The organism is Cytobacillus gottheilii (assembly GCF_018582665.1).
Lineage (GTDB): Bacteria > Bacillota > Bacilli > Bacillales > Cytobacillaceae > Cytobacillus > Cytobacillus gottheilii.
In genome coordinates, this window is sequence record NZ_CP071709.1 from 4,275,995 (window position 1) to 4,297,271 (window position 21,277).

Annotated in this window: 19 protein-coding genes; 5 read left to right on the forward strand and 14 right to left on the reverse strand. The window is 41.6% G+C overall.

The annotated features are described in order from the left end of the window. Positions 1-8: 8 nt before the first annotated feature. From J1899_RS21080 to J1899_RS21095, 4 genes are all read right to left on the reverse strand, one after another. Positions 9-1,139, reverse strand: a complete 1,131-nt coding sequence (locus J1899_RS21080; protein WP_214478962.1) for an acyl-CoA dehydrogenase — start codon at positions 1,137-1,139, stop codon at positions 9-11. 30 nt (positions 1,140-1,169) lie between these two features. Further along, positions 1,170-2,021, reverse strand: coding sequence for a 3-hydroxybutyryl-CoA dehydrogenase (locus J1899_RS21085; RefSeq protein WP_214478964.1), 852 nt, complete (start codon positions 2,019-2,021; stop codon positions 1,170-1,172). A gap of 16 nt (positions 2,022-2,037) precedes the next feature. Then, entirely contained in the window at positions 2,038-3,225 is a 1,188-nt protein-coding gene (locus J1899_RS21090; RefSeq protein ID WP_066442280.1) for an acetyl-CoA C-acetyltransferase, read from the reverse strand. A gap of 304 nt (positions 3,226-3,529) precedes the next feature. Continuing rightward, on the reverse strand, positions 3,530-5,641 hold the full coding sequence (locus J1899_RS21095) for a 4Fe-4S dicluster domain-containing protein (protein WP_214476531.1): 2,112 nt from the start codon (positions 5,639-5,641) through the stop codon (positions 3,530-3,532). Between the two features lie 176 nt (positions 5,642-5,817). On the opposite strand from J1899_RS21095, the gene cls reads away from it, so the two are divergent. Continuing rightward, positions 5,818-7,026 carry a cardiolipin synthase gene (gene cls, locus J1899_RS21100; protein ID WP_214476533.1) on the forward strand — a complete coding sequence of 403 codons (1,209 nt, stop codon included), beginning with the start codon at positions 5,818-5,820 and terminating at the stop codon, positions 7,024-7,026. Positions 7,027-7,085: 59 nt separating this feature from the next. Continuing rightward, positions 7,086-8,042, forward strand: a complete 957-nt coding sequence (uvsE, locus tag J1899_RS21105) for a UV DNA damage repair endonuclease UvsE (protein ID WP_214476535.1) — start codon at positions 7,086-7,088, stop codon at positions 8,040-8,042. 22 nt (positions 8,043-8,064) lie between these two features. Here uvsE and J1899_RS21110 read toward each other — a convergent pair whose 3' ends face one another. The 5 genes from J1899_RS21110 to speE all read right to left on the reverse strand — a co-directional run bounded on the left by J1899_RS21110 (position 8,065) and on the right by speE (position 13,168). Continuing rightward, a complete protein-coding gene (locus J1899_RS21110; protein ID WP_151573782.1) occupies positions 8,065-8,244 on the reverse strand; it encodes a XapX domain-containing protein in 180 nt (59 codons plus the stop codon). A 580-nt stretch (positions 8,245-8,824) separates the two neighbouring features. Next, positions 8,825-10,495: an arginine--tRNA ligase gene (argS, locus tag J1899_RS21115; protein WP_214476537.1), complete on the reverse strand. Its 1,671-nt coding sequence runs from the start codon at positions 10,493-10,495 to the stop codon at positions 8,825-8,827. Further along, positions 10,492-10,935: a YwiB family protein gene (locus J1899_RS21120; protein WP_214476538.1), complete on the reverse strand. Its 444-nt coding sequence runs from the start codon at positions 10,933-10,935 to the stop codon at positions 10,492-10,494. The genes argS and J1899_RS21120 overlap by 4 nt, the downstream gene beginning before the upstream one ends. A 475-nt stretch (positions 10,936-11,410) precedes the next feature. Continuing rightward, positions 11,411-12,286: an agmatinase gene (speB, locus tag J1899_RS21125; protein WP_214476540.1), complete on the reverse strand. Its 876-nt coding sequence runs from the start codon at positions 12,284-12,286 to the stop codon at positions 11,411-11,413. A gap of 54 nt (positions 12,287-12,340) precedes the next feature. Further along, entirely contained in the window at positions 12,341-13,168 is an 828-nt protein-coding gene (gene speE / locus J1899_RS21130) for a spermidine synthase (RefSeq protein ID WP_066442262.1), read from the reverse strand. Between the two features lie 477 nt (positions 13,169-13,645). Between speE and J1899_RS21135 the strand changes: the two genes are divergently transcribed. Next, positions 13,646-15,724 (forward strand): transglycosylase domain-containing protein, encoded by a 2,079-nt coding sequence (locus tag J1899_RS21135; RefSeq protein WP_214476542.1) that lies wholly within the window; start codon positions 13,646-13,648, stop codon positions 15,722-15,724. Positions 15,725-15,913: 189 nt separating this feature from the next. Here the strand turns inward: J1899_RS21135 and J1899_RS21140 are convergent, their stop codons facing one another. Both J1899_RS21140 and J1899_RS21145 read right to left on the reverse strand, forming a co-directional pair. Further along, positions 15,914-16,420 (reverse strand): YwhD family protein, encoded by a 507-nt coding sequence (locus J1899_RS21140; RefSeq protein ID WP_066442258.1) that lies wholly within the window; start codon positions 16,418-16,420, stop codon positions 15,914-15,916. 16 nt (positions 16,421-16,436) lie between these two features. After that, a complete protein-coding gene (locus J1899_RS21145) occupies positions 16,437-17,096 on the reverse strand; it encodes a site-2 protease family protein (RefSeq protein WP_066451282.1) in 660 nt (219 codons plus the stop codon). Positions 17,097-17,288: 192 nt separating this feature from the next. Here J1899_RS21145 and J1899_RS21150 point away from each other — a divergent pair, with 192 nt between their 5' ends. Next, a complete protein-coding gene (locus tag J1899_RS21150; RefSeq protein WP_066442257.1) occupies positions 17,289-17,477 on the forward strand; it encodes a 2-hydroxymuconate tautomerase in 189 nt (62 codons plus the stop codon). Positions 17,478-17,524: 47 nt separating this feature from the next. Here the strand turns inward: J1899_RS21150 and J1899_RS21155 are convergent, their stop codons facing one another. The 3 genes from J1899_RS21155 to J1899_RS21165 form a co-directional block, all read right to left on the reverse strand. Next, entirely contained in the window at positions 17,525-18,034 is a 510-nt protein-coding gene (locus J1899_RS21155) for a YwgA family protein (protein ID WP_066442256.1), read from the reverse strand. 55 nt (positions 18,035-18,089) lie between these two features. Next, a complete protein-coding gene (locus tag J1899_RS21160; protein ID WP_066442254.1) occupies positions 18,090-19,400 on the reverse strand; it encodes an HD domain-containing protein in 1,311 nt (436 codons plus the stop codon). 290 nt (positions 19,401-19,690) lie between these two features. Next, positions 19,691-19,915, reverse strand: coding sequence for a YuzB family protein (locus tag J1899_RS21165; RefSeq protein ID WP_066442253.1), 225 nt, complete (start codon positions 19,913-19,915; stop codon positions 19,691-19,693). A 335-nt stretch (positions 19,916-20,250) separates the two neighbouring features. Between J1899_RS21165 and J1899_RS21170 the strand changes: the two genes are divergently transcribed. Further along, the gene (locus J1899_RS21170) at positions 20,251-21,024 is read left to right on the forward strand and encodes an RsfA family transcriptional regulator (RefSeq protein WP_214476544.1); all 774 of its coding nucleotides are present in this window, start codon (positions 20,251-20,253) and stop codon (positions 21,022-21,024) included. The last annotated feature ends 253 nt before the right edge of the window (positions 21,025-21,277 follow it).

The window sequence follows — 21,277 nt, forward strand, 5'->3', positions numbered from 1 at the left end:
CTTCTCCACTAAAGGTTTTTGCTGATCACAATCCGCTGAATCTCACTAGTACCTTCATATATTTCTGTTATTTTGGCATCCCGGAAATAACGCTCGACAGGATAGTCCTCTGTATAGCCATAGCCTCCAAAAACTTGGATGGCCTCTGTCGTCACTTCCATCGCTGTTTTTGATGAAAACAGCTTTGCCATGGACGCTTCTTTCCCGCATCTCTCTCCATGCTGGCGCATCTGTGCAGCACGATAGATTAATAGTTTAGATGCTTCAACACTCGTTGACATATCGGCGAGCTTGAAACCAATTCCCTGCTGTGCAGCAATGGTTTTGCCGAATTGCTGGCGTTCAGCGGCATATGCTATGGCAGCTTCCAAAGCTGCTTCTGCAATACCAAGCGATTGCGCAGCAATTCCAATACGGCCAGCATCGAGGTTGGCAAGAGCGATCTTAAATCCTTCTCCTTCTTGGCCGAGCAGGTTTTCCACTGGCACTTTCATATCTTCAAAGCTTATTTGAACAGTCCTTGAACCATGAAGCCCCATCTTTTTCTCATCTTTGCCAATCACAAAGCCAGGAGTATTTTTTTCAACAATAAAAGCCGAAATGCCCTTACTGCCGAGTGCAGGGTTAGTAGAAGCAAAAACAATATAAACATCCGCTTCGCCGCCGTTTGTTATAAAAACTTTCGAACCATTTACGATATAATGATCTCCGTTTCTAATGGCTTTTGATTTCAATGCCGCAGCATCAGAGCCTGCGTTTGGCTCTGTTAGGCAGAACGCACCTAAATATTGCCCGGATGCAAGCTTGGTGACATATTTCTGCTTTTGCTCTTCTGTTCCAAAATAAAGGATCGGGTTCGTTCCTACGGAAGTGTGCACAGATAAAATCACTCCTACCGTTGCGCTCACCTTAGAAATTTCATGAATCGCAGTAATGTATGAAACAAAATCCATTCCTGAACCGCCGTATTCTTCAGGAATAGGAATGCCCATTAGGCCTAACTCACCCATTTTATTAAGGATATCGCGAGGAAAGAAACCGCTCTCCATTTGCTCAACAAAAGGGGCAATTTCCTTTTGCGCAAAGTCACGTACCATCACCCTCATCATTTCCTGCTCTTCAGAGAATCTTAAATCCATCATTCGTTCCTCCCAGATGCTTACATTGAATTAATTGTATTCATAAAAGCCGCGTCCCGTTTTTTTGCCGAGCCAGCCTGCCTTCACGTATTTCCTCAGAAGTGGACACGGCCTGTATTTATCGTCACCAAAGCCTTCATGAAGCGTTTCCATAATATACAGGCACGTATCTAAGCCGATAAAGTCAGCAAGTGTGAGCGGTCCCATCGGATGATTCATGCCGAGCTTCATCACCTCATCAATGGCTTCTTTTTCAGCGACTCCCTCATACAGTGTAAAAATGGCTTCATTAATCATCGGCATAAGCACACGATTTGAAACGAACCCAGGAAAGTCATTGACTTCAACCGGCACTTTCTTCAGCCTGTGTGTTACGGCTTCAATCTCTTCATATACTTCGTCAGCTGTCGCCAATCCGCGGATAATTTCAACCAGTTTCATGACCGGAACCGGATTCATAAAATGCATGCCAATGACCTTTTCTGGGCGATTTGTACTGGCTGCGATTTCTGTAATCGGCAAAGAAGATGTATTGCTCGCTAATATGGCATGTGGTGGTGCCCATTCGTCCAGCTGTTTAAAAATTCGCGATTTAATCTCCATATTTTCAACAGCCGCTTCAATAATCAGGTCACATTCCTTGGCATCTGCAATATCCGTAGATACGGTAAGTTTGTTTAAAATGGTGTTCAATTCTTCTTCGGCCAGTTTTCCTTTGCTGACCTGACGAGATAAGTTCTTTTGTATTCCTGTCATGCCGCGGTCAAGGTGATCGTCGGTTAAATCATTTAAAATGACCTCGTAGCCAGCTGCAGCGCACACCTGTGCAATACCTGAGCCCATTTGCCCTGCACCAATGATCATAATTTTTTCAATCTTCATCATTACTCCCCCTTCTTTACGATTTTGGAACTTCAATCATGATGGCATCTCCTTGGCCGCCGCCGCTGCAAATGGCTGCGATTCCGATGCCGCCGCCCCTTCTCTGCAGTTCATGCAAAAGTGTTAAAATAATTCTCGTCCCGCTCGCACCAATCGGATGTCCAAGTGCAACTGCTCCGCCGTTAACATTGACTTTATTTTCATCCAAACCTGCGATCTTCTTGCTCGCCAAGGCTACAGCTGCAAAGGCTTCGTTAATTTCAAACAGATCAATATCTTCCAGACTATGACCTGTCTTTTGAAGCAATTGATTGATTACAAGACCTGGTGTTTGCGGAAAATCCTTTGCTTCAACAGCCAATGCTGTATGTCCAAGAATGTATGCGCCGATTTTTTTTCCTTCTTTTTGTGCTCTTTCCTCGCTCATGAGCACTAAAGCGGCTGCTCCGTCATTGACTCCCGGTGCATTTCCAGCAGTAATCGTGCCTCCGTGACCAAACGCAGATCCAAGCTTAGACAGCCGTTCAAGCGAAGTATCCTTTCGCGGCGATTCATCCTCTGACATCATAACTGGTTCGCCTTTACGCTGCGGAACCTCGACCGATATGATTTCCTCGCCAAGTTTTCCGGAAGCTATGGCTTCAATTGCCCGTTCGTGGCTTCTTAATGCCCACTGATCCTGCTCTTCACGGCTGATTTCCAATTCTTCCGCTGTACTATTTCCATACGTGCCCATATGTGCACCTGTAAAACTGCAGCTAAGTCCATCACTGATCATCGAATCCTGAACAGTTCCATCCCCCATTCGTAAACCCCATCTCGCTTTTGGCAGGAGATATGGCGCATTGCTCATGGACTCCATTCCGCCAGCTACAATGACCTCTTCATCTCCAGCACGAATGATCTGGTCGCCGAGTGTCACACTTCTCATACCTGATGCACACACCTTGTTAATCGTTTCCGTCTTTACATCCCAAGGCAATCCGGCTTTTCTGGCAGCCTGGCGGGAAGGAATCTGCCCCTGTCCTCCTTGAAGCACCGTTCCAAGAATCACCTCACCGACATCCGCTGGACTCACATCTGCCCTTATCAAAGCCTCCCTGATCGCAACGCCCCCTAAATCTGATGCTGTTAAACTGCTTAAACCTCCAGCAAACTTTCCAAAAGGTGTTCTGACTCCTGCTAAAATAACGGTTTTCCCCATGTTTGTTCGCTCCTTTTTTTATTTGATTTTGGCTGATTCATCGGAATCCACATAATGACTGAACGCTCACTCAATTTATAGCTGTAAAAAGGCTTCTGATAAAAAGGATGTTTATTGCCTTTTTGGGATGTTGATAGTTCATATTTTGAAAGCGCTTTATTTTTATTCTATTTTACCTTAAAAGTTATTAGAATTGAAATACTTGACTTAATATTCTTAAAATATTTATTTCATTAATTTCCAACTTAATAAAAAATGTAGCTAGACGTCTATGTCTAGCTACATTTTTTATTATTCACTCACACTAAGAAGCAAGCTCCTCTTTTTCACCGATCACAGCCTTCTCCAAAATCTCTGCTACATCATATGTGTGTACCTGTTCTTCTACTTCCTTCGCTTTTGTGCCGTCAGACAGCATCGTTAAGCAATAAGGACACCCTGAGCTAATGACTGAAGGGTTCACGGCTAGTGCTTGTTCGGTACGAGCAACGTTGACGCGATGGCCTGTTTCTTCTTCCATCCACATCAAACCTCCTCCGGCACCGCAGCACATGCCAGTATCACGATTTCTTTCCATTTCAATGAGCTTCACGCCAGGAATTGCCTTTAAGATCTCACGCGGCGGATCGTATACCTCGTTATAACGTCCTAAGTAGCAGGAATCATGGAAGGTAATGGTCTCATTCACCTCAAAGATTGGCTGCAGCCTTCCCTCTTCCACAAGTTTCGCCAGCAGTTCTGTATGGTGATAAACCTCTGCCTCTAAACCGAAATCCGGATATTCATTTTTAAAAATGTTATAGGCATGCGGATCAATTGTAACTATTTTTTTCACTTCGTTTTTCTCAAATTCCTCTATATTTTTCACTGCCATCTCTTGGAATAGAAACTCATTTCCAAGTCTTCTTGGTGTATCTCCAGAGTTCTTTTCCTTGTTGCCGAGAATGGCAAATTTGACGCCTGCTTCGTTTAAAAGCTTCGCAAATGATAGAGCAATCTTTTGACTGCGGTTATCATAAGACCCCATGGAGCCAACCCAGAATAAGTACTCAAACTCTTCGCCTGCTTTTTTCATTTCCTTGACTGTTGGCACATGTACATCCTCACGCGCTTCTCTCCAGTCTTCTTTTTCCTTGCGGTTTAACCCCCAAGGATTGCCCTGACGTTCAATATTCGTCATAGCCCGCTGTGCATCTGCGTCCATTTTTCCTTCAGTTAATACTAAATAACGTCTTAAATCGATGATCTTATCCACGTGCTCGTTCATTACCGGACATTGATCCTCACAGTTACGGCATGTAGTACATGCCCAGATTTCTTCCTCTGTAATCACCTCGCCAATTAAGCTCGGACTATATGCTAGGCCGGCAGCTGCTTCTTCTGCTCCTTGTCCTGCAGCAGCAAGTGCAAGCTGATTTCCTTTCGTATTCGAAAATGCAAATGTCGGCACCCATGGCTGCTTTTGAGTAACCGCTGCACCGTGATTTGTCAGATGATCACGCAGCTTCAGAATGAGATCCATCGGCGACAGCATTTTCCCTGTTCCAGTGGCCGGACACATATTGGTACAGCGTCCGCATTCTACACATGCATAGAAGTCAATCATCTGATGCTGTGTAAAATCTTCAATTTTCCCAACACCAAAGCTCTCTTGCGATTCATCTTCAAAATCAATTTTCTGCAGCTTCCCAGGATTTTCAATACGATTAAAATAAACATTGGCAGGACCAGCAATTAAATGCGCATGCTTTGATTGCGGCACATACACAAGGAATGCGAGCAAGAATAACAAGTGCACCCACCAGGCAGCATAGAAAACAGCAATGGAAGCTGTCTCACCTATCCATGAGAATGCGATGGCAAATAGTGATGCGATTGGTTCTGTCCAGACTGGATCATGTCCATGCCAGATTAAACTCATCCCATTGCCTAACAGCACTGAAAGCATTAATCCGCCAATAAAAATTAATACTAAGCCAGCTTTAAATCCTCTTTTTAAACGAACAAGTTTTTCAATGTATCTGCGGTAGAAAGCCCATACAACCGCAATTAGGATCATGAATGTCACGATCTCCTGGAAAAACGTAAAACCTGGATAAAGCGGACCAAGCGGCAAATGTGCACCAGGTTTAATTCCTTTTATAATGAAATCAATGGCTCCAAATTGGACAAGAATAAATCCATAAAAAAACATAACATGGATGATGCCGCTTTTCTTATCCTTCAGTAATTTCTTCTGACCAAACACATTGACCCAAACTTTGTTCATTCGCTCCTTAATATTGTTGTCAAACTCTACCTTCTTCCCAAGCTTGATATACTGTATCCTTGTTCTAATCACATACACAAACAACCCTATTGCGTAAGCGGTTACAAAAACAAATGCAATCAGATTGAGCCAAAGCAAACCGTTCATGATAATCTCCTTCCTATTTTCAGTTAAATATATAATTTTCTGAATTTATACTTAGTCCTATCATATATAATGAATGATCATTCAGTCAATGAATAAATGCAATTTTCTCGATAAAAATTCCTCTATGATATAAATGTCATTTGCGGAGATACTAAAGAGAAACGCTTAAGGAGCTGATGCTATTGACTATACTTCAAACGATTTTATTAGTTTGCCTCGTTTTAATCGTCTGGATCGTTATTGATTTTCAGCTCGGTAAAAAAGCACATAAAAAAAAGACGGAGATGTTCGATCCAATAACACGTGAAAGTGAAATTCAATTATTCACATCAGGGCTTGAACTCTACACTGATCTTTTTACAGGAATGCGAACAGCGAAACAACATATTCATGTGATGTTTTATATTGTAAAAGATGATGAAATCAGCAAGGAGTTTTTTAGCATTTTATGTGACAAAGCGAAAGAAGGAGTAGAGGTCAGAGTGTTGCTCGATTGGGTCGGCAGCTATCCTCTTCGCAAGAACATTATTCCAATGCTAAAAAGCCAAGGAATACAATTTTCATATGCTAACGCGCCAAAGCCTCCTTTCTTATTTTACTCTTCGCAATCCCGCAACCATCGTAAGATTACCGTTATCGATGGAAAGACAGGCTATATCGGCGGGTTTAATATTGGCAAGGAATACATGAACAACGATCCAAAGCTCTCACCTTGGCGTGATTATCATTTAAAAATCACAAATGAAGGTGTACAGGATCTGCAGCAAGGCTTTCTAAAGGATTGGCATAAAGCAACGAAAACAAATTTATTAAGTAATTCGATCTATTATCCGCAATTGTCTAAGGGACCAATCCGTCATCAGATCCTGCCGACAGATGGCGTTTATTTAGAAGGAAGTTTTTCGGCTTTAATCAGAAAGGCTCAATCTTCAATCATCATCGGCACACCTTATTTTATTCCAAGCAAAAGACTGATTGATGATCTTTGCCATGCTTTGAAGAGGGGCGTAGATATTCACATACTTGTGCCTAAAAAAACAGACCATCTGCTTGTTAAGGAAGCTTCTTTTCAGCACCTGCGAAAACTGATTAAAGAAGGTGCATATGTTTACGAGTATTTACATGGTTTTTACCATGCAAAAGTCATGGTCGTTGACGAGAGCATATGCGATATTGGAACAGCCAACCTGGACAAAAGAAGCTTATTTTTAAACGAAGAAATCAATTGCTATATTTTTGATGAAGCTTTTATTAAAATGGTTAAGGATGTTTTGAAGAAGGATATCTCGAACTCAAAACGGGTAACGTTAAAAGAACTAAATACGCTCAATCCAGCTACCCTATTTAAAGAAACAATCGCACGCAGTGTTGCCAGTTTCCTTTAAAGGAAGCGGAAGCCATGGTACACATGGCATAAGGTGTATAGAAAAAGCAGGTGTTTTACATGAAAATTAGATTTGGCTATGTATCAACAGCGATTAGCCTATGGGACTCCTCCCCTTCAAAGGCATTAACCTTTGCGCGCTATTCACAGCTCGGCAAGGAAGAACGAAAGGAAAAATTACTTTCCGTTACGGCAGCCAATTTAGCCAATACGAAACGGATGCTGCATTATAATATTGCTCATCAGCTGGAAATATACCGAATGTCCAGTTCGATTGTTCCGCTGGCTACACATCCTGAGGTAATGTGGGATTTTACCACGCCTTTTCGGGACAGCTGGTTAGAAATCGGACAGCTTGTCAAGGATCATCAATTGCGGGTCAGCTTTCACCCCAATCAGTTTACGCTTTTTACTTCTCCGCGCGAAGAAGTAACAGCCAATGCGGTCAAGGACATGGAATATCATTATCGGATGTTTGAAGCAATGGGACTGGCACAGCAGAGCTATATCAATATTCATATTGGCGGTTCTTATGGTGACAAAGAAAAAACGATTGATCGCTTTTATGAAAATCTGAAAGAGCTGCCGCTGCACATTAAGAAGCAGATGACGCTGGAAAACGATGATAAAACGTATAATACGGACGAAACTTTGCTAACCTGTGAAAGAGAAAGCGTTCCGTTTGTCTTTGATTATCATCATCACATGGCCAACCTTGGAGAATTGACGCTAGAAGAGTTCCTGCCGCGCACCTTTGCAACTTGGGAACATACCGGACAGCCTCCCAAAATCCATATTTCCTCCCCTAAAAATGAAAAAGCCTTCCGCTCCCATGCGGACTTTGTTGATGTTGAATTTTTAAAACCGCTGCTGAACGTTCTTCATAATTTGAATGTGGATGTTGATTTTATGATTGAAGCGAAAGCAAAAGATCAGGCTGTATTAAAGCTGATTGAGGATATCAGTAAAATTAGAGGGGTAAAAAGAATATCTGGCGGAGCAGTAGAATGGAAATAAAAGCGGCCCCCGGCCGCTTTTTCTATTTCATTAATTCCTGAAACCATGGCGCAATCACTTCAAACGCTTTAAAGCCTAAATAAATGCCCACAATCCCCATAATCCCCGGTAAAGCCGGCGGTGCTGGAATCGGCAGCTTTAATAGCGCAAAAAGAAATCCTACTAAAAAACCGGTAAGTGTAGCTAAAATGACAATTTTCATCGTAATCCTCCTCTAGTAACATCCATTTTTGATAGTATTTCCCTTAATGAAAATAATATATGGGGAGAATTTAGACAAGAGGAGTTGAAGGTGATTTGCGTAGTCACACGGTTGTAAAGAATTAAAACTAATTGCCAACCTTAGATATCAGTTGGGATTTCGGCGATTTTATTCTGGACTTTTTGTTTCTCGACATTAAGTGGGCTGTTACCGCTCAAATCTGCTGCCTTATTCATTAATTGGGCATGCTTTCGATCATTTCCCAGAGGTTTTCGATCATTCCCCAAAGTTATTCGGCCAATTTGGTTTGCTTTTCGGTCTTTTTGAACCAGTTTTCAGTCATTTACGCCGTTTTTTCGATCAATCCCCGGATTTTAGTGATTACAGAAGTTACTCCCTTTTGGTCTAGATCGTGTTCCTATCAAATATATGTGCTTTCCTATCAAATTTGAGCAATTTACCATCAAATTCTCCAGCTTTCCTATCAAAAATTATGATTTTCCTATCAAACAGAACGGTTTTCCTATCAAATCGCACATAAAAAAAGCCCCCTGCTCTCTCACAGGGGGACAAACTGTACTTACATTTTTTCCGGTGCAGAAACACCGATTAATGCAAGTGCATTTTTTAATGTGGTTTGGACTGCTTTAATAAGAGCCAGTCTAGCTTTTGTTCTTTCCGGCTGTTCAGCATCCAGTACTTTTTCAGCATTATAGAAGCTGTGGAACGTAGAAGCTAGGTCAAAAATATAGTTGGTGATTCTGTGCGGTGTGCGTCTTAACGCTGCCTCGGAAACGGCTTGCGGGAATTCACCGATCTTTTTCAATACGTCCATTTCTTTTTCCGCTTCAATTAATGAAAAGTCAGCTTGGTGATCGAATTCGAAACCTTGCTCACTGCCTTGACGCAGAATGCTTGAAATCCGTGCGTGAGCATATTGCGCATAGTACACTGGATTTTCATTTGATTGTGAAACAGCAAGATCCAAATCAAAATCAAGGTGCGTATCAGCACTTCTCATCGCAAAGAAGTAACGAGTTGCATCTAATCCAACTTCTTCTACCAGATCACGCATTGTAACAGCTTTACCTGTACGTTTGCTCATTTTCATTTTTTCGCCGTTTTTGTATAAATGAACAAGCTGAATGATTTCTACTTCCAGAGCATCTTTATCATAGCCTAATGCCTGGATCGCTGCTTTCATACGAGGGATATAGCCATGGTGGTCTGCTCCCCAAATATTAATCAGCTTTTCAAAACCGCGCTCGAGCTTGTCTTTGTGATAAGCAATATCTGGTGTTAAATACGTATAAGAGCCGTCATTTTTAATTAAAACGCGGTCTTTATCATCACCAAAAGTGGTAGAGCGGAACCATGTCGCACCGTCTTCTTCATAAATATGACCGTTCTGTTTTAGCGCATCAAGAGCAACATCAATTTTCCCATTATGGTATAAGGATGTTTCTGAATACCAGACATCAAATGGAACACGGAAATCTTCCAGGTCATTTTTCAACTTTTCCATTTCATATTTCAAGCCGTATGTGCGGAAGAAGTCAAAACGCTCTTTCTCATCTGCCTCAACATATTTGTGGCCATATTCTTCAGCAAGCTTTTTCCCAATGCCAACGATGTCTTCGCCGTGATATCCATCCGCAGGCATTTCTTTTTCTAAGCCTAGAGCCTGGAAATAACGTGCTTCAACAGATAGTGCCAGGTTGTTGATTTGGTTGCCGGCATCATTAATATAATACTCTCTTGATACTTCATAGCCTGCTTTTTGCAGGATGTTGCTTAGAGAGTCACCTACTGCTGCACCACGGGCATGTCCAAGATGCAGATCTCCTGTCGGGTTTGCAGAAACGAACTCGACTTGAACCTTCTGGCCATTGCCTGTTGCTGTTTCCCCATAGCTGCTTCCAGCTTCTAAAACGGTTGGAATGAGATTCGTTAGATAACTATTGTCCATGTAAAAGTTGATAAAACCAGGACCGGCAATCTCCATTTTTTTAATAGAAGCCTTCGATTGATCAAAGCTTTTGATTAGTTCTTCAGCGATCACACGCGGTGCTTTTTTGGCCACACGCGCAAGCTGCATTGCCATATTCGTGGAGTAATCCCCATGAGCTTTTTCCTTTGGTATTTCTAAAACAACAGCGGGAATCTGCTCTTTTTCTGCCAGACCTGCTTTCACAACCGCCGCTTCAATTTCTTCTTTTAGCTTGCTTTGAACTTGTTCGACTATATTCACTTTGCATCCTCCTCAAACGTAATCTTTAGATGATAAGTGCCTGTATTTGCACCTTGTGTTTTCAACTCATATAGAAGCTCAATCGAGCCTTGTTTTGTTGTTTCATTGTATGTATGGTCAAATCTCTTCGTTGTGGTTAACATCTCAAGAGTGCCATATGGCAGTTCATAACTGCCTCTCATTTTCTTGTTAAGCCGAAATGGCAAGCGCATTTTGACAGCACCGCTTCTTAAAATGACCCCATCTTGATCGCCCATTTTAATAATCGTTTTTGCCGTGCCAGCTTCAATGCTTTCATCGTATTGAAGAAAGTTCGCTTCTCCTTTTTGATGAAAACGACCAAAGGCTGTCAGATCAAAGGTTTGCTTCTCGCCACGGTCACGGATAACCGTCTTAACGTTTATTTTTACCGGCATTTGTTCTGCAGGAAGATTCGCCATTCTTGCACTTCCTTTGCTTATATTTCTTGGATAACCTTTTTAGTATAGTACAAAAAAGGCTCGTTCACCACCTTGAATTGCTACTAATAAAGCATTTTACCCTATTTTAATCCTTTTCATGAGAAATAAACTTGGGTCTTTAAAAAAAGAGCACAAAAAGAAATGTGACAAACTCCTCTAGTGTATATCCAAAACAAATTATTGGTTTAGCTGTAAAATCAAGTCCGTTCCACCTGCGCTGCGGACCCTCGCTTTCCGTGGGGAGGAAGCTGAGCCTCCTCGTCGCGATGCTCCTGCGGGGTCTCACCTTTTCCTCTATTGCCCACAGGAGTCGAGTGTCCTCCGCTCCATTTCACTCAAGTTTTTATAAAATGTATTCTAAAAGCAATAATAAAAAAACCGAATGATTAGAAAGGTTTCTTCTAATCATTCGGAAGTATTAATGGGTTGAACCCTTATGTCCCATTTTCATTTCTTATTTCTGAATCCACCCAAGAATCATCTCACGCAGGAGTTTGCTTGCTGTGTTTGCTGTTTGTTCTGAGTGGTCGTAAATTGGAGCTACTTCTACGAGGTCAGCACCGACAACGTTTACTTCAGAACGGGCAATTGCATGAATGGATGCGAGCAGTTCACGAGAGGTGATGCCGCCTGCATCAACTGTTCCTGTTCCAGGTGCGTGAGCTGGATCGAGCACGTCAATATCGATTGTTACGTATACCGGACGGCCAGCCAGCTTAGGCAGAATTTCTTTTAAAGGCTGTAGCACTTCGAATTTTGAAATGTGCATGCCAGCTTCTTTTGCCCATTGAAATTCCTCTTTCATGCCGGAACGGATGCCAAAGGAGTATACATTTGGAGGGCCGATTAACTGTGCTGCCTTTTTGATCGGTGTTGAGTGAGATAAAGGCTCGCCTTCATAATCATCGCGAAGGTCAGTATGAGCGTCCATGTGAATAATCGCCAGGTCAGGATATTTTTTATACATCGCTTTAATAACCGGCCATGAAACGAGATGCTCACCGCCGATTCCAAGTGGAAACTTGCCGTCTTTTAAAAGTCCATCGACATATTCCTCGATCATCTCAATGCTTTTTTGCGGATTTCCGAATGGAAGCGGAATATCGCCTGCATCAAAGTATTTTACTTCCTCTAGTTCACGGTCAAGGTATGCACTATATTCTTCAAGTCCAATTGATACCTCGCGTATGCGCGCTGGGCCAAAGCGTGAACCTGGGCGATAGCTTACTGTCCAATCCATCGGCATTCCGTATAATACGGCTTCGCTTTCCTCGTAATTCGGGTGACTTTTAATAAACACATTACCAGAATAAGCTTCATCAAAACGCATGTCTTTAATCCCTCGCTTTATGTATAAAAGCAGGCATGAGCCTGCTTCCTTCTATTATTTCACTAGATCTTGTACAAATTTAGGCAATACGAATGCAGCTTTATGAAGCTCCTTCGTGTAATATTTCGTTTCAATCTCATGGAAGCGCTCTTCGCTTACTTCTAATGGATCATGCTTTTTAGAACCGACTGTAAATGCCCACATTCCGCTTGGATATGTTGGAATGTTTGCTGTGTAAAGGCGTGTGATCGGGAAAATTTCTTTAACATCCTTTTGAACGTCGCGAATTAAATCTGCTTTGAACCAAGGATTATCTGATTGTGCAACAAAGATTCCGTCTTCTTTTAATGCCTTTGAAATACCTGCATAGAAGCCTTTTGTAAATAAGTTAACAGCTGGGCCAACAGGCTCAGTTGAATCAACCATGATGACATCATACTCATTTTCGCTATTGGCAATATGCATAAAGCCATCATCGACTTGAACATCCACACGAGGATCATCAAGCATGCCTGCAATTTCCGGCAGATACTTTTTAGAGTATTCGATTACTTTTCCATCGATATCAACAAGTGTAGCTTTTTTCACGCTTGGATGCTTAAGCACTTCACGAATTACGCCGCCGTCACCGCCGCCTACTACAAGAATGTTTTCAGGATTTGGATGTGTGAATAATGGAACATGCGCAACCATCTCATGGTAAACGAATTCATCTTTCACAGAAGTCATGACCATATCATCAAGTAAAAGCATGTTGCCCCATTCTTCTGTCTCTACCATATCTAGCTTTTGAAAATCTGTCTGTTCTGTATGTAAAGTGCGCTTAACTTTCATTGTAATACCAAAATGATCTGTTTGTTTCTCAGTAAACCAAAGACCCATTTTATTCAACCCTTTCTTATTAAAAAAGTATTTTCCTTCTAGTAGAAAACAAAGATTCAACCTTTATAGTTCCCTAAAGGCATAAATACAAACATCAGAAAAAGTATAGTTGATTCTAGCGAAAATGCAAGAGAAAAAAATCTTATGAGTGACTGTTTTGTCCTGTTTTACAAAACTATGCTTATTGATTGGAACGGAAGGGTGCGAGACTCCTGAGGGATAATTGGATAGGTTGAGTCCCGACAGGCGTGGGAGCGCGATGAGGCTAAGGCTTCCACCCGAAAAAAGCGAGTACCCTGGAGCGGAAATCTACCAACTCTTTTTCCTTTTCTTATAAACCTGAAAACAAACACTTTTATTTTAATGGTTAACCAGGAATAAGCATTATTTTTAACACATTCATGTTTAAAATAACAAAGTTATTTAAATACTAGTAGAAGTGGAAATTTATACAAAGATGAAAGCGGGGTGGCTTGAATGGAGATTATGACAGATCAGCGGTTTCGGAAAACGTTTAAATATTTGCGGGCCTTATTCTTTGCGGCACTCATTATGCTCGGGATTTCTATCCTTTTGGTGATCGGTATTTTAGTCTACGCAAAGGTACTCGGGCCGCCGCCGCTGACAGTGCCTCAATCTTCTTTAATTATGGCTGATGATGGAACAGTCATCGGCGAAAGTCATAATGGAGAGAAGCGGTATTGGGCAAGGCTGGAGGACATGAGCCCAGAGCTGATCAGTGCCACCATTGCCATTGAGGATAAAAGTTTTTATGAACATAACGGATTTGATTATAAAAGAATTGCCGGTGCAGCTCTTGCTGATCTTAAAGCAATGGCAAAGGTTCAAGGAGCAAGCACCATCACTCAGCAATATGCCCGCAATCTCTTTCTCGCTCATGAAAAAACATGGAAACGAAAGCTGAGAGAAGCGTTTTATACGATTCGCCTGGAAATGAATTATACAAAAGATGAAATATTAGAAGGCTATTTAAACACCATTTATTACGGAAATGGAGCGTATGGTGCACAGGCAGCAAGCCAGTTTTATTTTGGGAAGGACACTGGTGAGCTTACACTTGCAGAGGCCTCCATGCTGGCAGGCATTCCGAAAGGACCAAGCATTTACTCACCCCTTTCCTCTCTTGAAAAAGCAAAATCGAGACAAAAGATTATTTTAACGACCATGCATGAGGATGGTTACATTCAAAAAGCTGATATTGAAACAGCACTTAATGAACAGATTACTATTATTGGCGAGCACCCTCACAACCAGACGGAGACCGCACCGTACTTTCAGGATGCCGTCCGCTCAGCATTAAAGAATCAGCTGAAGCTGGATGAACGCACCATTGAAACAGGTGGATTAAAGGTTTATACGACACTTGATCTAAAACAGCAAAAAATGGCCGAAGATACCGTGGAAAAGAACCTATCTTCTGAGAGTGATATCCAAACGGGACTAGTTGCGATGGATCCAAAAACGGGCCATGTAAAAGCATTGGTTGGCGGCCGGGATTATGAAAAAAGTTCTTTTAACCGAGCCATACAAGCGGTAAGGCAGCCTGGTTCTACCATTAAGCCGCTTCTCTATTATGCAGCTCTAGAAAATGGTTTTACTCCTGCTACAATGGTTCGCAGTGAGCCAACCACCTTCCGTTTTGATGATGGGAGAGCCGAATATTCTCCGCATAATTTTAATAGCAAATATGCGGATGGCGAGATTACGATGATGCAGGCACTCGCTCTCTCGGACAATATATATGCAGTTAAAACTCACTTATTTTTAGGAGAAGATACGCTTGTAGACACCGTGAAAAAATTCGGCATCTCATCTGAAATGGCTGAGGTTCCATCCCTTGCCCTTGGAACCTCGGGCATTCGGGTAATTGAGCTTGCCGGCGCCTATAGCATGCTTGCAAACGGCGGCAAAGATGTCTCGCCTGTTTTAATCACCAAGGTTGAAAACCATAAGGGCGAAATCATCTACGAAAATAAAAACAGGACAGAGCAAATATTAAAGCCAGATCTGGCTTTTGTTACCGCCCATATGATGACAGGCATTTTTGATAGAAGATTAAATGGGTATACCAGTGTAACCGGCAGCACCTTGAGTGATGAACTGACCCGACCTTATGCCGGCAAATCAGGGTCAACAGAAACAGACAGCTGGATGGCTGGATTTTCACCCCAGCTTGTGACAGCCGTGTGGACAGGCTATGATCAGGGGCAGAAAATAGAGCTTGCGGCCGATAAAGTCTATGCAAAAGATATTTGGGCTGAATTTATGGAGGAAGCGCATAAAGGATTGCCAGTAAAAGGATTCAAATCGCCAAAAGGCACAGTTGGCGTTTATATTGAGCCAGAATCAGGCCTGCTGGCTACACAGAATTGTCCTGTAAAACGGCTCACCTACTTTGTATCAGGGACCGAGCCGACTGAATATTGCTCTTCCCACCTGCCTCAATATGAAGAATCTGAACAGAAACCAGATGATCACAAGGAAGAGAGATCAGAGGAAGATGTACCGTGGTTCCGAAAATTTTTCCGCTGGTAGAAGTATACATGTGATAAAAATGTGAAAAACCTCAAGGAAATAATCCTTGAGGTTTTTCGTGTCCTAGTTCTATACCGTGCATCTGCACTGTAAATTAGTTTACTTTTTTTATTTCCATTGAGCAAGTGTTTCGAAAAGTACGTCAACAAACTGTCACAATTTAGACAAATTTATGGACTTTTTTACCTTTTACCCTTGCAAATCTTTTTTTAGCTGATCTGAAGATCTTTCCCACATAGACTCATCATGTTTTTTTAAGAATTGAGCTAAAATCTCTTTCGATTTCGCATCCATATGATCGACGATGATATGATGTTTCATTGATTTATCCATTCTGTTTACATGCTCCGGCAGTGACTTATAGCCTCTGCGAATGGAACGGTCAACCGTCATTTCACAGGCAGTAACACCTGCAAAATAAGGACCATCTTCTTTTCTGTCAATCGTCACCCAGATCAGCCAGTATGGCTTTCCGTTTGGCACTTCTTCTTTTGTTTTCAAAAATTTAATGCCGCGCTCCACTGCGCTTCTTGCATGCATCGCCCCAATTTCAATGGAAGCTTCCCCTGCATCAACATCAATGATCACCGGTGAAACGTTATCCAAACTGAAGCTTCCCGCTCCAAAGCCGCCATGCCCTTCCGTTGGATCGTTTTTAATAATGTTAAATTCTAAGCTTTTCTTTTTCTCAGACATTTTCCAAACCTCCGTATTAAGTCATTAATAACCGATAAAAGAACTCATCTAATCCTTGACTAAGGAAAGGTAAAACTGTTCTAAAAATCGGCTGAATCGTATAATTGCCTAAAGGCGTAATCACGAGAATAATAAAAATGAGTGACCCATACACTTCAAATTGTGTCATTTTCGCTCTAATATTTGCTGGAGCTAAGTCTTCTATTATTCGATAGCCATCTAATGGCGGCAGAGGCAGCAAATTAAAAACAAACAGCAACAGATTTAAATGAATGAACGTATTTAAAAATTCATTAACAAACATAGGTGTTGATGTCCATAATCCAAGCCCGCCAAGCCCATACCAGATGATAAAAGCCAAAATGGCCATTAATAGATTGCTCAATGGTCCGGCTATGGATACCGTTACACCGGCTAATTTCGGGTTCTTAAAATGATAACGATTGACAGGCACCGGTCTCGCCCAACCAAAACCAGCGATTAAAATTAAAATGGTTCCGATTGGATCCAAATGCTGGATGGGGTTTAATGTGACTCTGCCCTGATTTTTTGCCGTTGGATCTCCAAACTTATAAGCTGTGTAAGCATGGGCAAACTCATGCACCGTAAAAGCAATCATCAATGTAATGATAACAAATGGGAGTTGACTGAGAGGAAACGCCAACACACTCTCCAAAAAATCCAAAGCTCCAGCTCCTCACTGAATATATTCGATCATTCTTTTATATGTATGGAATCATCTAGTAAAATTATACATGATCTACTCCCTAAAGTGAAAAGATCACGGCAGAAACAGCGCTTGCATATAAGGCGATTTTATGAAAAACTACTTTTAGAATGCAAATTATTTCAAGAGGAGGTTTTCCATATGCCATATGTAACAGTTAAAATGCTGGGCGGCCGTACCGAAGATCAAAAGAAAGCACTAGTAGAAAAAGTAACAGATGCGGTCAGTGAAACAACTGGAGCTCCAAAAGAAAATGTAGTTGTGTTTATTGAAGAAATGCAAAAAAACCACTATGGTGTAGCAGGCGTGCGTTTAAGCGACAAGGAATAACCAATGAAAGCCGGACTTTATATAAGTCCGGCTTTCCATTTGCTTGCTCATTGCACTCTAGCTTTATTTTTAAGAGACTCTATATACGCATAAGCCTCTTCGATTTCCTCATCCGTATAACGCTGCTTGCTTTTGAGAGTAAAAACTTTTTCCGATACCTCTTCTTTAGGGAGGTTATCAAAATATAAAACCGTCGAAACAAGCTCAAGAAATCTAGCATTCTGCTCGTTCATATCTTTTAAACATTCCTGCAAATAAGGCATATTCGTTTCATGCAAGCCCAAAAATTCACGGCCGCTTTCCGTCAATGTATAGCGGTATTGATAATAGCCGCCTTTTTTCTCTTTCACTTCATTTACAAATCCCATATTGCACAGCTCTTCCACCCTTAAAGTCAGTTCTTCTGAATAAGGTCCGTAAAAATGAAATTGAAACCGCTCTTGAAATGGAAAATCTATTTTCCTCGCAATATAGATCATTTTCTGCAACTTTTTGCGTCCAATAATTTCATCGGCATCAGCAATGGCCTGCATTAGCTTTGCGTGGTCTTTCAACAAGGCAAGTCATCTCCTACTTCAATTAGTACTGTGTCTATTACATATCTGGGCCTGATTACATTCGTTCACTTATTTCCAAAAGCTCTCGAATTTGCTTTTTGATTTTGGGGTTCGTGCTATTGTCTCTTAATACATCAACAGGATAATAAAGCTTATGATCTGTTCTTCTTTTTCCTGAGACAGCTTCCACAATAGAAGATTCACGCGACAATTCACGGATATCCCCATTTTTCATCTGTAAATTGATTGGCAGCCGCTCTTCTTCTTCGCCTGGACGGTAAAAATCGTACGGCAAATCAGACGACGAGTCGACAACTAAGTAATATTCAGGGTCAAGACCCACTTTTTCAAACAGCCTTGACAGCTCAGCCAGCTTTTTATATTCCTTGGCAGGATCAAATTCAGCATACTTAAATAGATTGCGATCCATAAATCTGCAGCAGAGATCTCTTAGGATCGAATCTTCCTCTTCCTGCCACATTTGAAAATAATAAAGAACAATCGATTCGTCGAGCTTAACATAATCTTCAACTGTTACTTCGCCTTTAAAGAAGGAATAAAAGTGAGTAGGCTCCAGCTTAAATGCATACTTTTGCTGAAATAAATCCTTTGCACGGTGCAGGATTTTTGTGAGGATAACCTCCGCACTGCGGGTAACAGGATGGAAATACACCTGCCAATACATTTGATAACGGCTCATGATATAGTCTTCAATTGCGTGCATGCCGCTATGCTTAATCACGACCTGATCTTCTTGCGGCCGCATAACGCGCAGAATTCTCTCCATATCAAAGTGACCATAGCTTACACCGGTAAAATAAGCATCACGCTGCAAGTAATCCATCCGGTCTGCATCAATCTGACTGGAAATAAGACTAATGACGAGCTTATTTTTTGAGGTTTTAGCAATGACTTCCTGCACTTTCTTCGGAAAATCTTCTCCAGCTCTGCGAAGCACTTTATTCACTTCGGTATCTCCTAAAATGATCGCCTGTGTAAAATATTCATGATCTAAATCAAACACCTTTTCAAAGGAATGAGAAAAAGGTCCATGCCCTAAATCATGAAGCAAGGCAGCACATAAAGATAAGAGGCGATTTTCGTCGTTCCACTCCGGTCTTCCTCTAAACACATCGTCAGAAATTCTTCGTACAATTTCATACACCCCAAGGGAATGGTTGAAACGGCTGTGTTCTGCTCCATGGAAGGTTAAATAGGTGGTGCCGAGCTGTTTAATTCTTCTAAGTCTCTGGAATTCCCTCGTGCCAATTAAATCCCAAATCAGCCTGTCTCTCACATGAACATACCTGTGCACGGGATCTTTAAATACTTTTTCTTCGCTTAATTTTTCCGACGAATAAGCCATTCTTTCCCTCCGTCAACTTGAAGATCAGTTCTAATGGCTGTGATTGAGACAGCCACTCTAATTTATGTGTTTCGTCCATTATAGCTAAAATTAAGTATCCGTTCACGCGGCATTTTCCCGATAAAATAGGAAAAACTGCTTCATGACAAGGCTTCTGCACAGCAAAAAAATTTTTCGACTTTTTCCATTTACCCATAACAGGGAATCTACTAACTAGCAGCTGTCTCCGAAATACCTAATCTATAATCGAATTAAAAAAATCACCTAAAGACGAGTGGTCAGGAGGCGATTTATTTTTTTAGCTTGTTATTGATTTTTTCCATTAATTCTTCTTCCGTCAGTGCTGCAAGCGGACGATTATTAACAAAGGCAAATGTTTTCTTCCTGCCTGGACCGCAATAGGATTGGCAGCCAATATCGATCTTTGCCTCTCCATCAATCTCCTTAAGCTTCGGAATCAGAGTCTTTAAATTCACTGCCTGACAATCGTCGCAAACACGAAATTCGTTTGCCATCTTTACAACCCTCTCTTCGTCATAAAACGACATAAGCTAAAGGGTATTTTACAATTTTTCAAAACTGAATGCAAGCTGCAGAGATTAGCATGAAAGACGTATTTAACCAGTTTAATGGATAGTAAAGCCGATGATGACAGGATTTTTCTTCTTTTACTAACGTAAGGTTGTTTTTTGTCCTTTTTGTGAAATTTCTATTCGGATGTGAGAAAACATACCTATCTATTGAAAAACTCTACTATCCTGTTAAACATCGATGTATAAATACTTTCAATGTTGTCAATCCTTTAGATAGAGCTTCAGAAAAAGTGAAAAGATATATGGGAGTTGAGGATATGAAGGTACGTCAAGATGCATGGACTGATGAAAATGACTTATTGCTCGCAGAAACAGTATTAAGACATGTTCGTGAAGGCAGCACACAATTAAATGCGTTTGAAGAGGTTGGAGATAAACTGAATCGGACGTCGGCAGCTTGCGGTTTCCGCTGGAATGCAGTGGTTAGACATCGCTATGAAAAAGCTTTACAGCTTGCCAAAAAACAAAGAAAGCAGCGCCAGAGAATGCTAGGCAAAGAACAAGCCGGCAAAAAGAAACTGCTCTATTCACCGCCAGTGCCAAGTATGCAAGAAATTGAATCTATTATTCCACCAGCAGAAGAAGAAACCTTTGAATTTGAAATGCCGGCACTAGAAGGCACTGCAGAGTTCACAGAGGAAGCAGAAGGCATGGAGATGGAGGAAGAAGCAGTTTACAATGTTCCTAGCTATTCTCCTATTCCACAGCCAAGCATTCGATCAGGAATTGAATTAGACGATGTAATAGCTTACTTGAAAACATTAAATCATACGGATATTCAAACAGATATATTAAAATCGGAGAATCAAAGACTTAAACGCGAAAATGCCGATTTGAGATCACAGAACCAAGAGCTGGAAGTCAAAATCAGCAAACTTGAACAAAACACCGTCACAATTCAAGAGGACTATGAAACATTAATGAACATCATGAACAGAGCCCGAAAACTCGCCCTCCTCGACGAAGACGAACGCCCAGCCACCAAATTCAAAATGGACCGGAATGGCAATCTGGAAAAAGTCGCTGAGTGACCCGAAAAGCGGAGGCGGCTCGTTCAGCTGCGACAAGCTTAAGACGAGCCAGACAGAAGGTCGTTCTTTGACCTTTTGGCTGGATTGGCTTAAGACCTCGAGCAGCTAGCCGCCGGAGCTAGACATCAAGAAAAGCGGAGGCGGCTCGTTCAGCCCCGACAAGCATAAGACGAGCTGGCATAAAGGTTGTTCTTTAACCTTTAGGACAGATTGGCTTATGACCTCGAGCAGCTAGCCGCCGGAGCTAGACATC

Bases quoted from the DNA above. Each gene is read 5' to 3' on its own strand.
- J1899_RS21080 (WP_214478962.1), bottom strand. From the start codon at position 1,139: ATGGATTTAAGATTCTCTGAAGAGCAGGAAATGATGAGGGTGATGGTA.
- J1899_RS21085 (WP_214478964.1), bottom strand. From the start codon at position 2,021: ATGAAGATTGAAAAAATTATGATCATTGGTGCAGGGCAAATGGGCTCA.
- J1899_RS21090 (WP_066442280.1), bottom strand. From the start codon at position 3,225: ATGGGGAAAACCGTTATTTTAGCAGGAGTCAGAACACCTTTTGGAAAG.
- J1899_RS21095 (WP_214476531.1), bottom strand. From the start codon at position 5,641: ATGAACGGTTTGCTTTGGCTCAATCTGATTGCATTTGTTTTTGTAACC.
- cls (WP_214476533.1), top strand. From the start codon at position 5,818: ATGCTATTGACTATACTTCAAACGATTTTATTAGTTTGCCTCGTTTTA.
- uvsE (WP_214476535.1), top strand. From the start codon at position 7,086: ATGAAAATTAGATTTGGCTATGTATCAACAGCGATTAGCCTATGGGAC.
- J1899_RS21110 (WP_151573782.1), bottom strand. From the start codon at position 8,244: ATGAAAATTGTCATTTTAGCTACACTTACCGGTTTTTTAGTAGGATTT.
- J1899_RS21120 (WP_214476538.1), bottom strand. From the start codon at position 10,935: ATGGCGAATCTTCCTGCAGAACAAATGCCGGTAAAAATAAACGTTAAG.
- speB (WP_214476540.1), bottom strand. From the start codon at position 12,286: ATGCGTTTTGATGAAGCTTATTCTGGTAATGTGTTTATTAAAAGTCAC.
- speE (WP_066442262.1), bottom strand. From the start codon at position 13,168: ATGGGTCTTTGGTTTACTGAGAAACAAACAGATCATTTTGGTATTACA.
- J1899_RS21135 (WP_214476542.1), top strand. From the start codon at position 13,646: ATGGAGATTATGACAGATCAGCGGTTTCGGAAAACGTTTAAATATTTG.
- J1899_RS21140 (WP_066442258.1), bottom strand. From the start codon at position 16,420: ATGTCTGAGAAAAAGAAAAGCTTAGAATTTAACATTATTAAAAACGAT.
- J1899_RS21150 (WP_066442257.1), top strand. From the start codon at position 17,289: ATGCCATATGTAACAGTTAAAATGCTGGGCGGCCGTACCGAAGATCAA.
- J1899_RS21160 (WP_066442254.1), bottom strand. From the start codon at position 19,400: ATGGCTTATTCGTCGGAAAAATTAAGCGAAGAAAAAGTATTTAAAGAT.
- J1899_RS21165 (WP_066442253.1), bottom strand. From the start codon at position 19,915: ATGGCAAACGAATTTCGTGTTTGCGACGATTGTCAGGCAGTGAATTTA.
- J1899_RS21170 (WP_214476544.1), top strand. From the start codon at position 20,251: ATGAAGGTACGTCAAGATGCATGGACTGATGAAAATGACTTATTGCTC.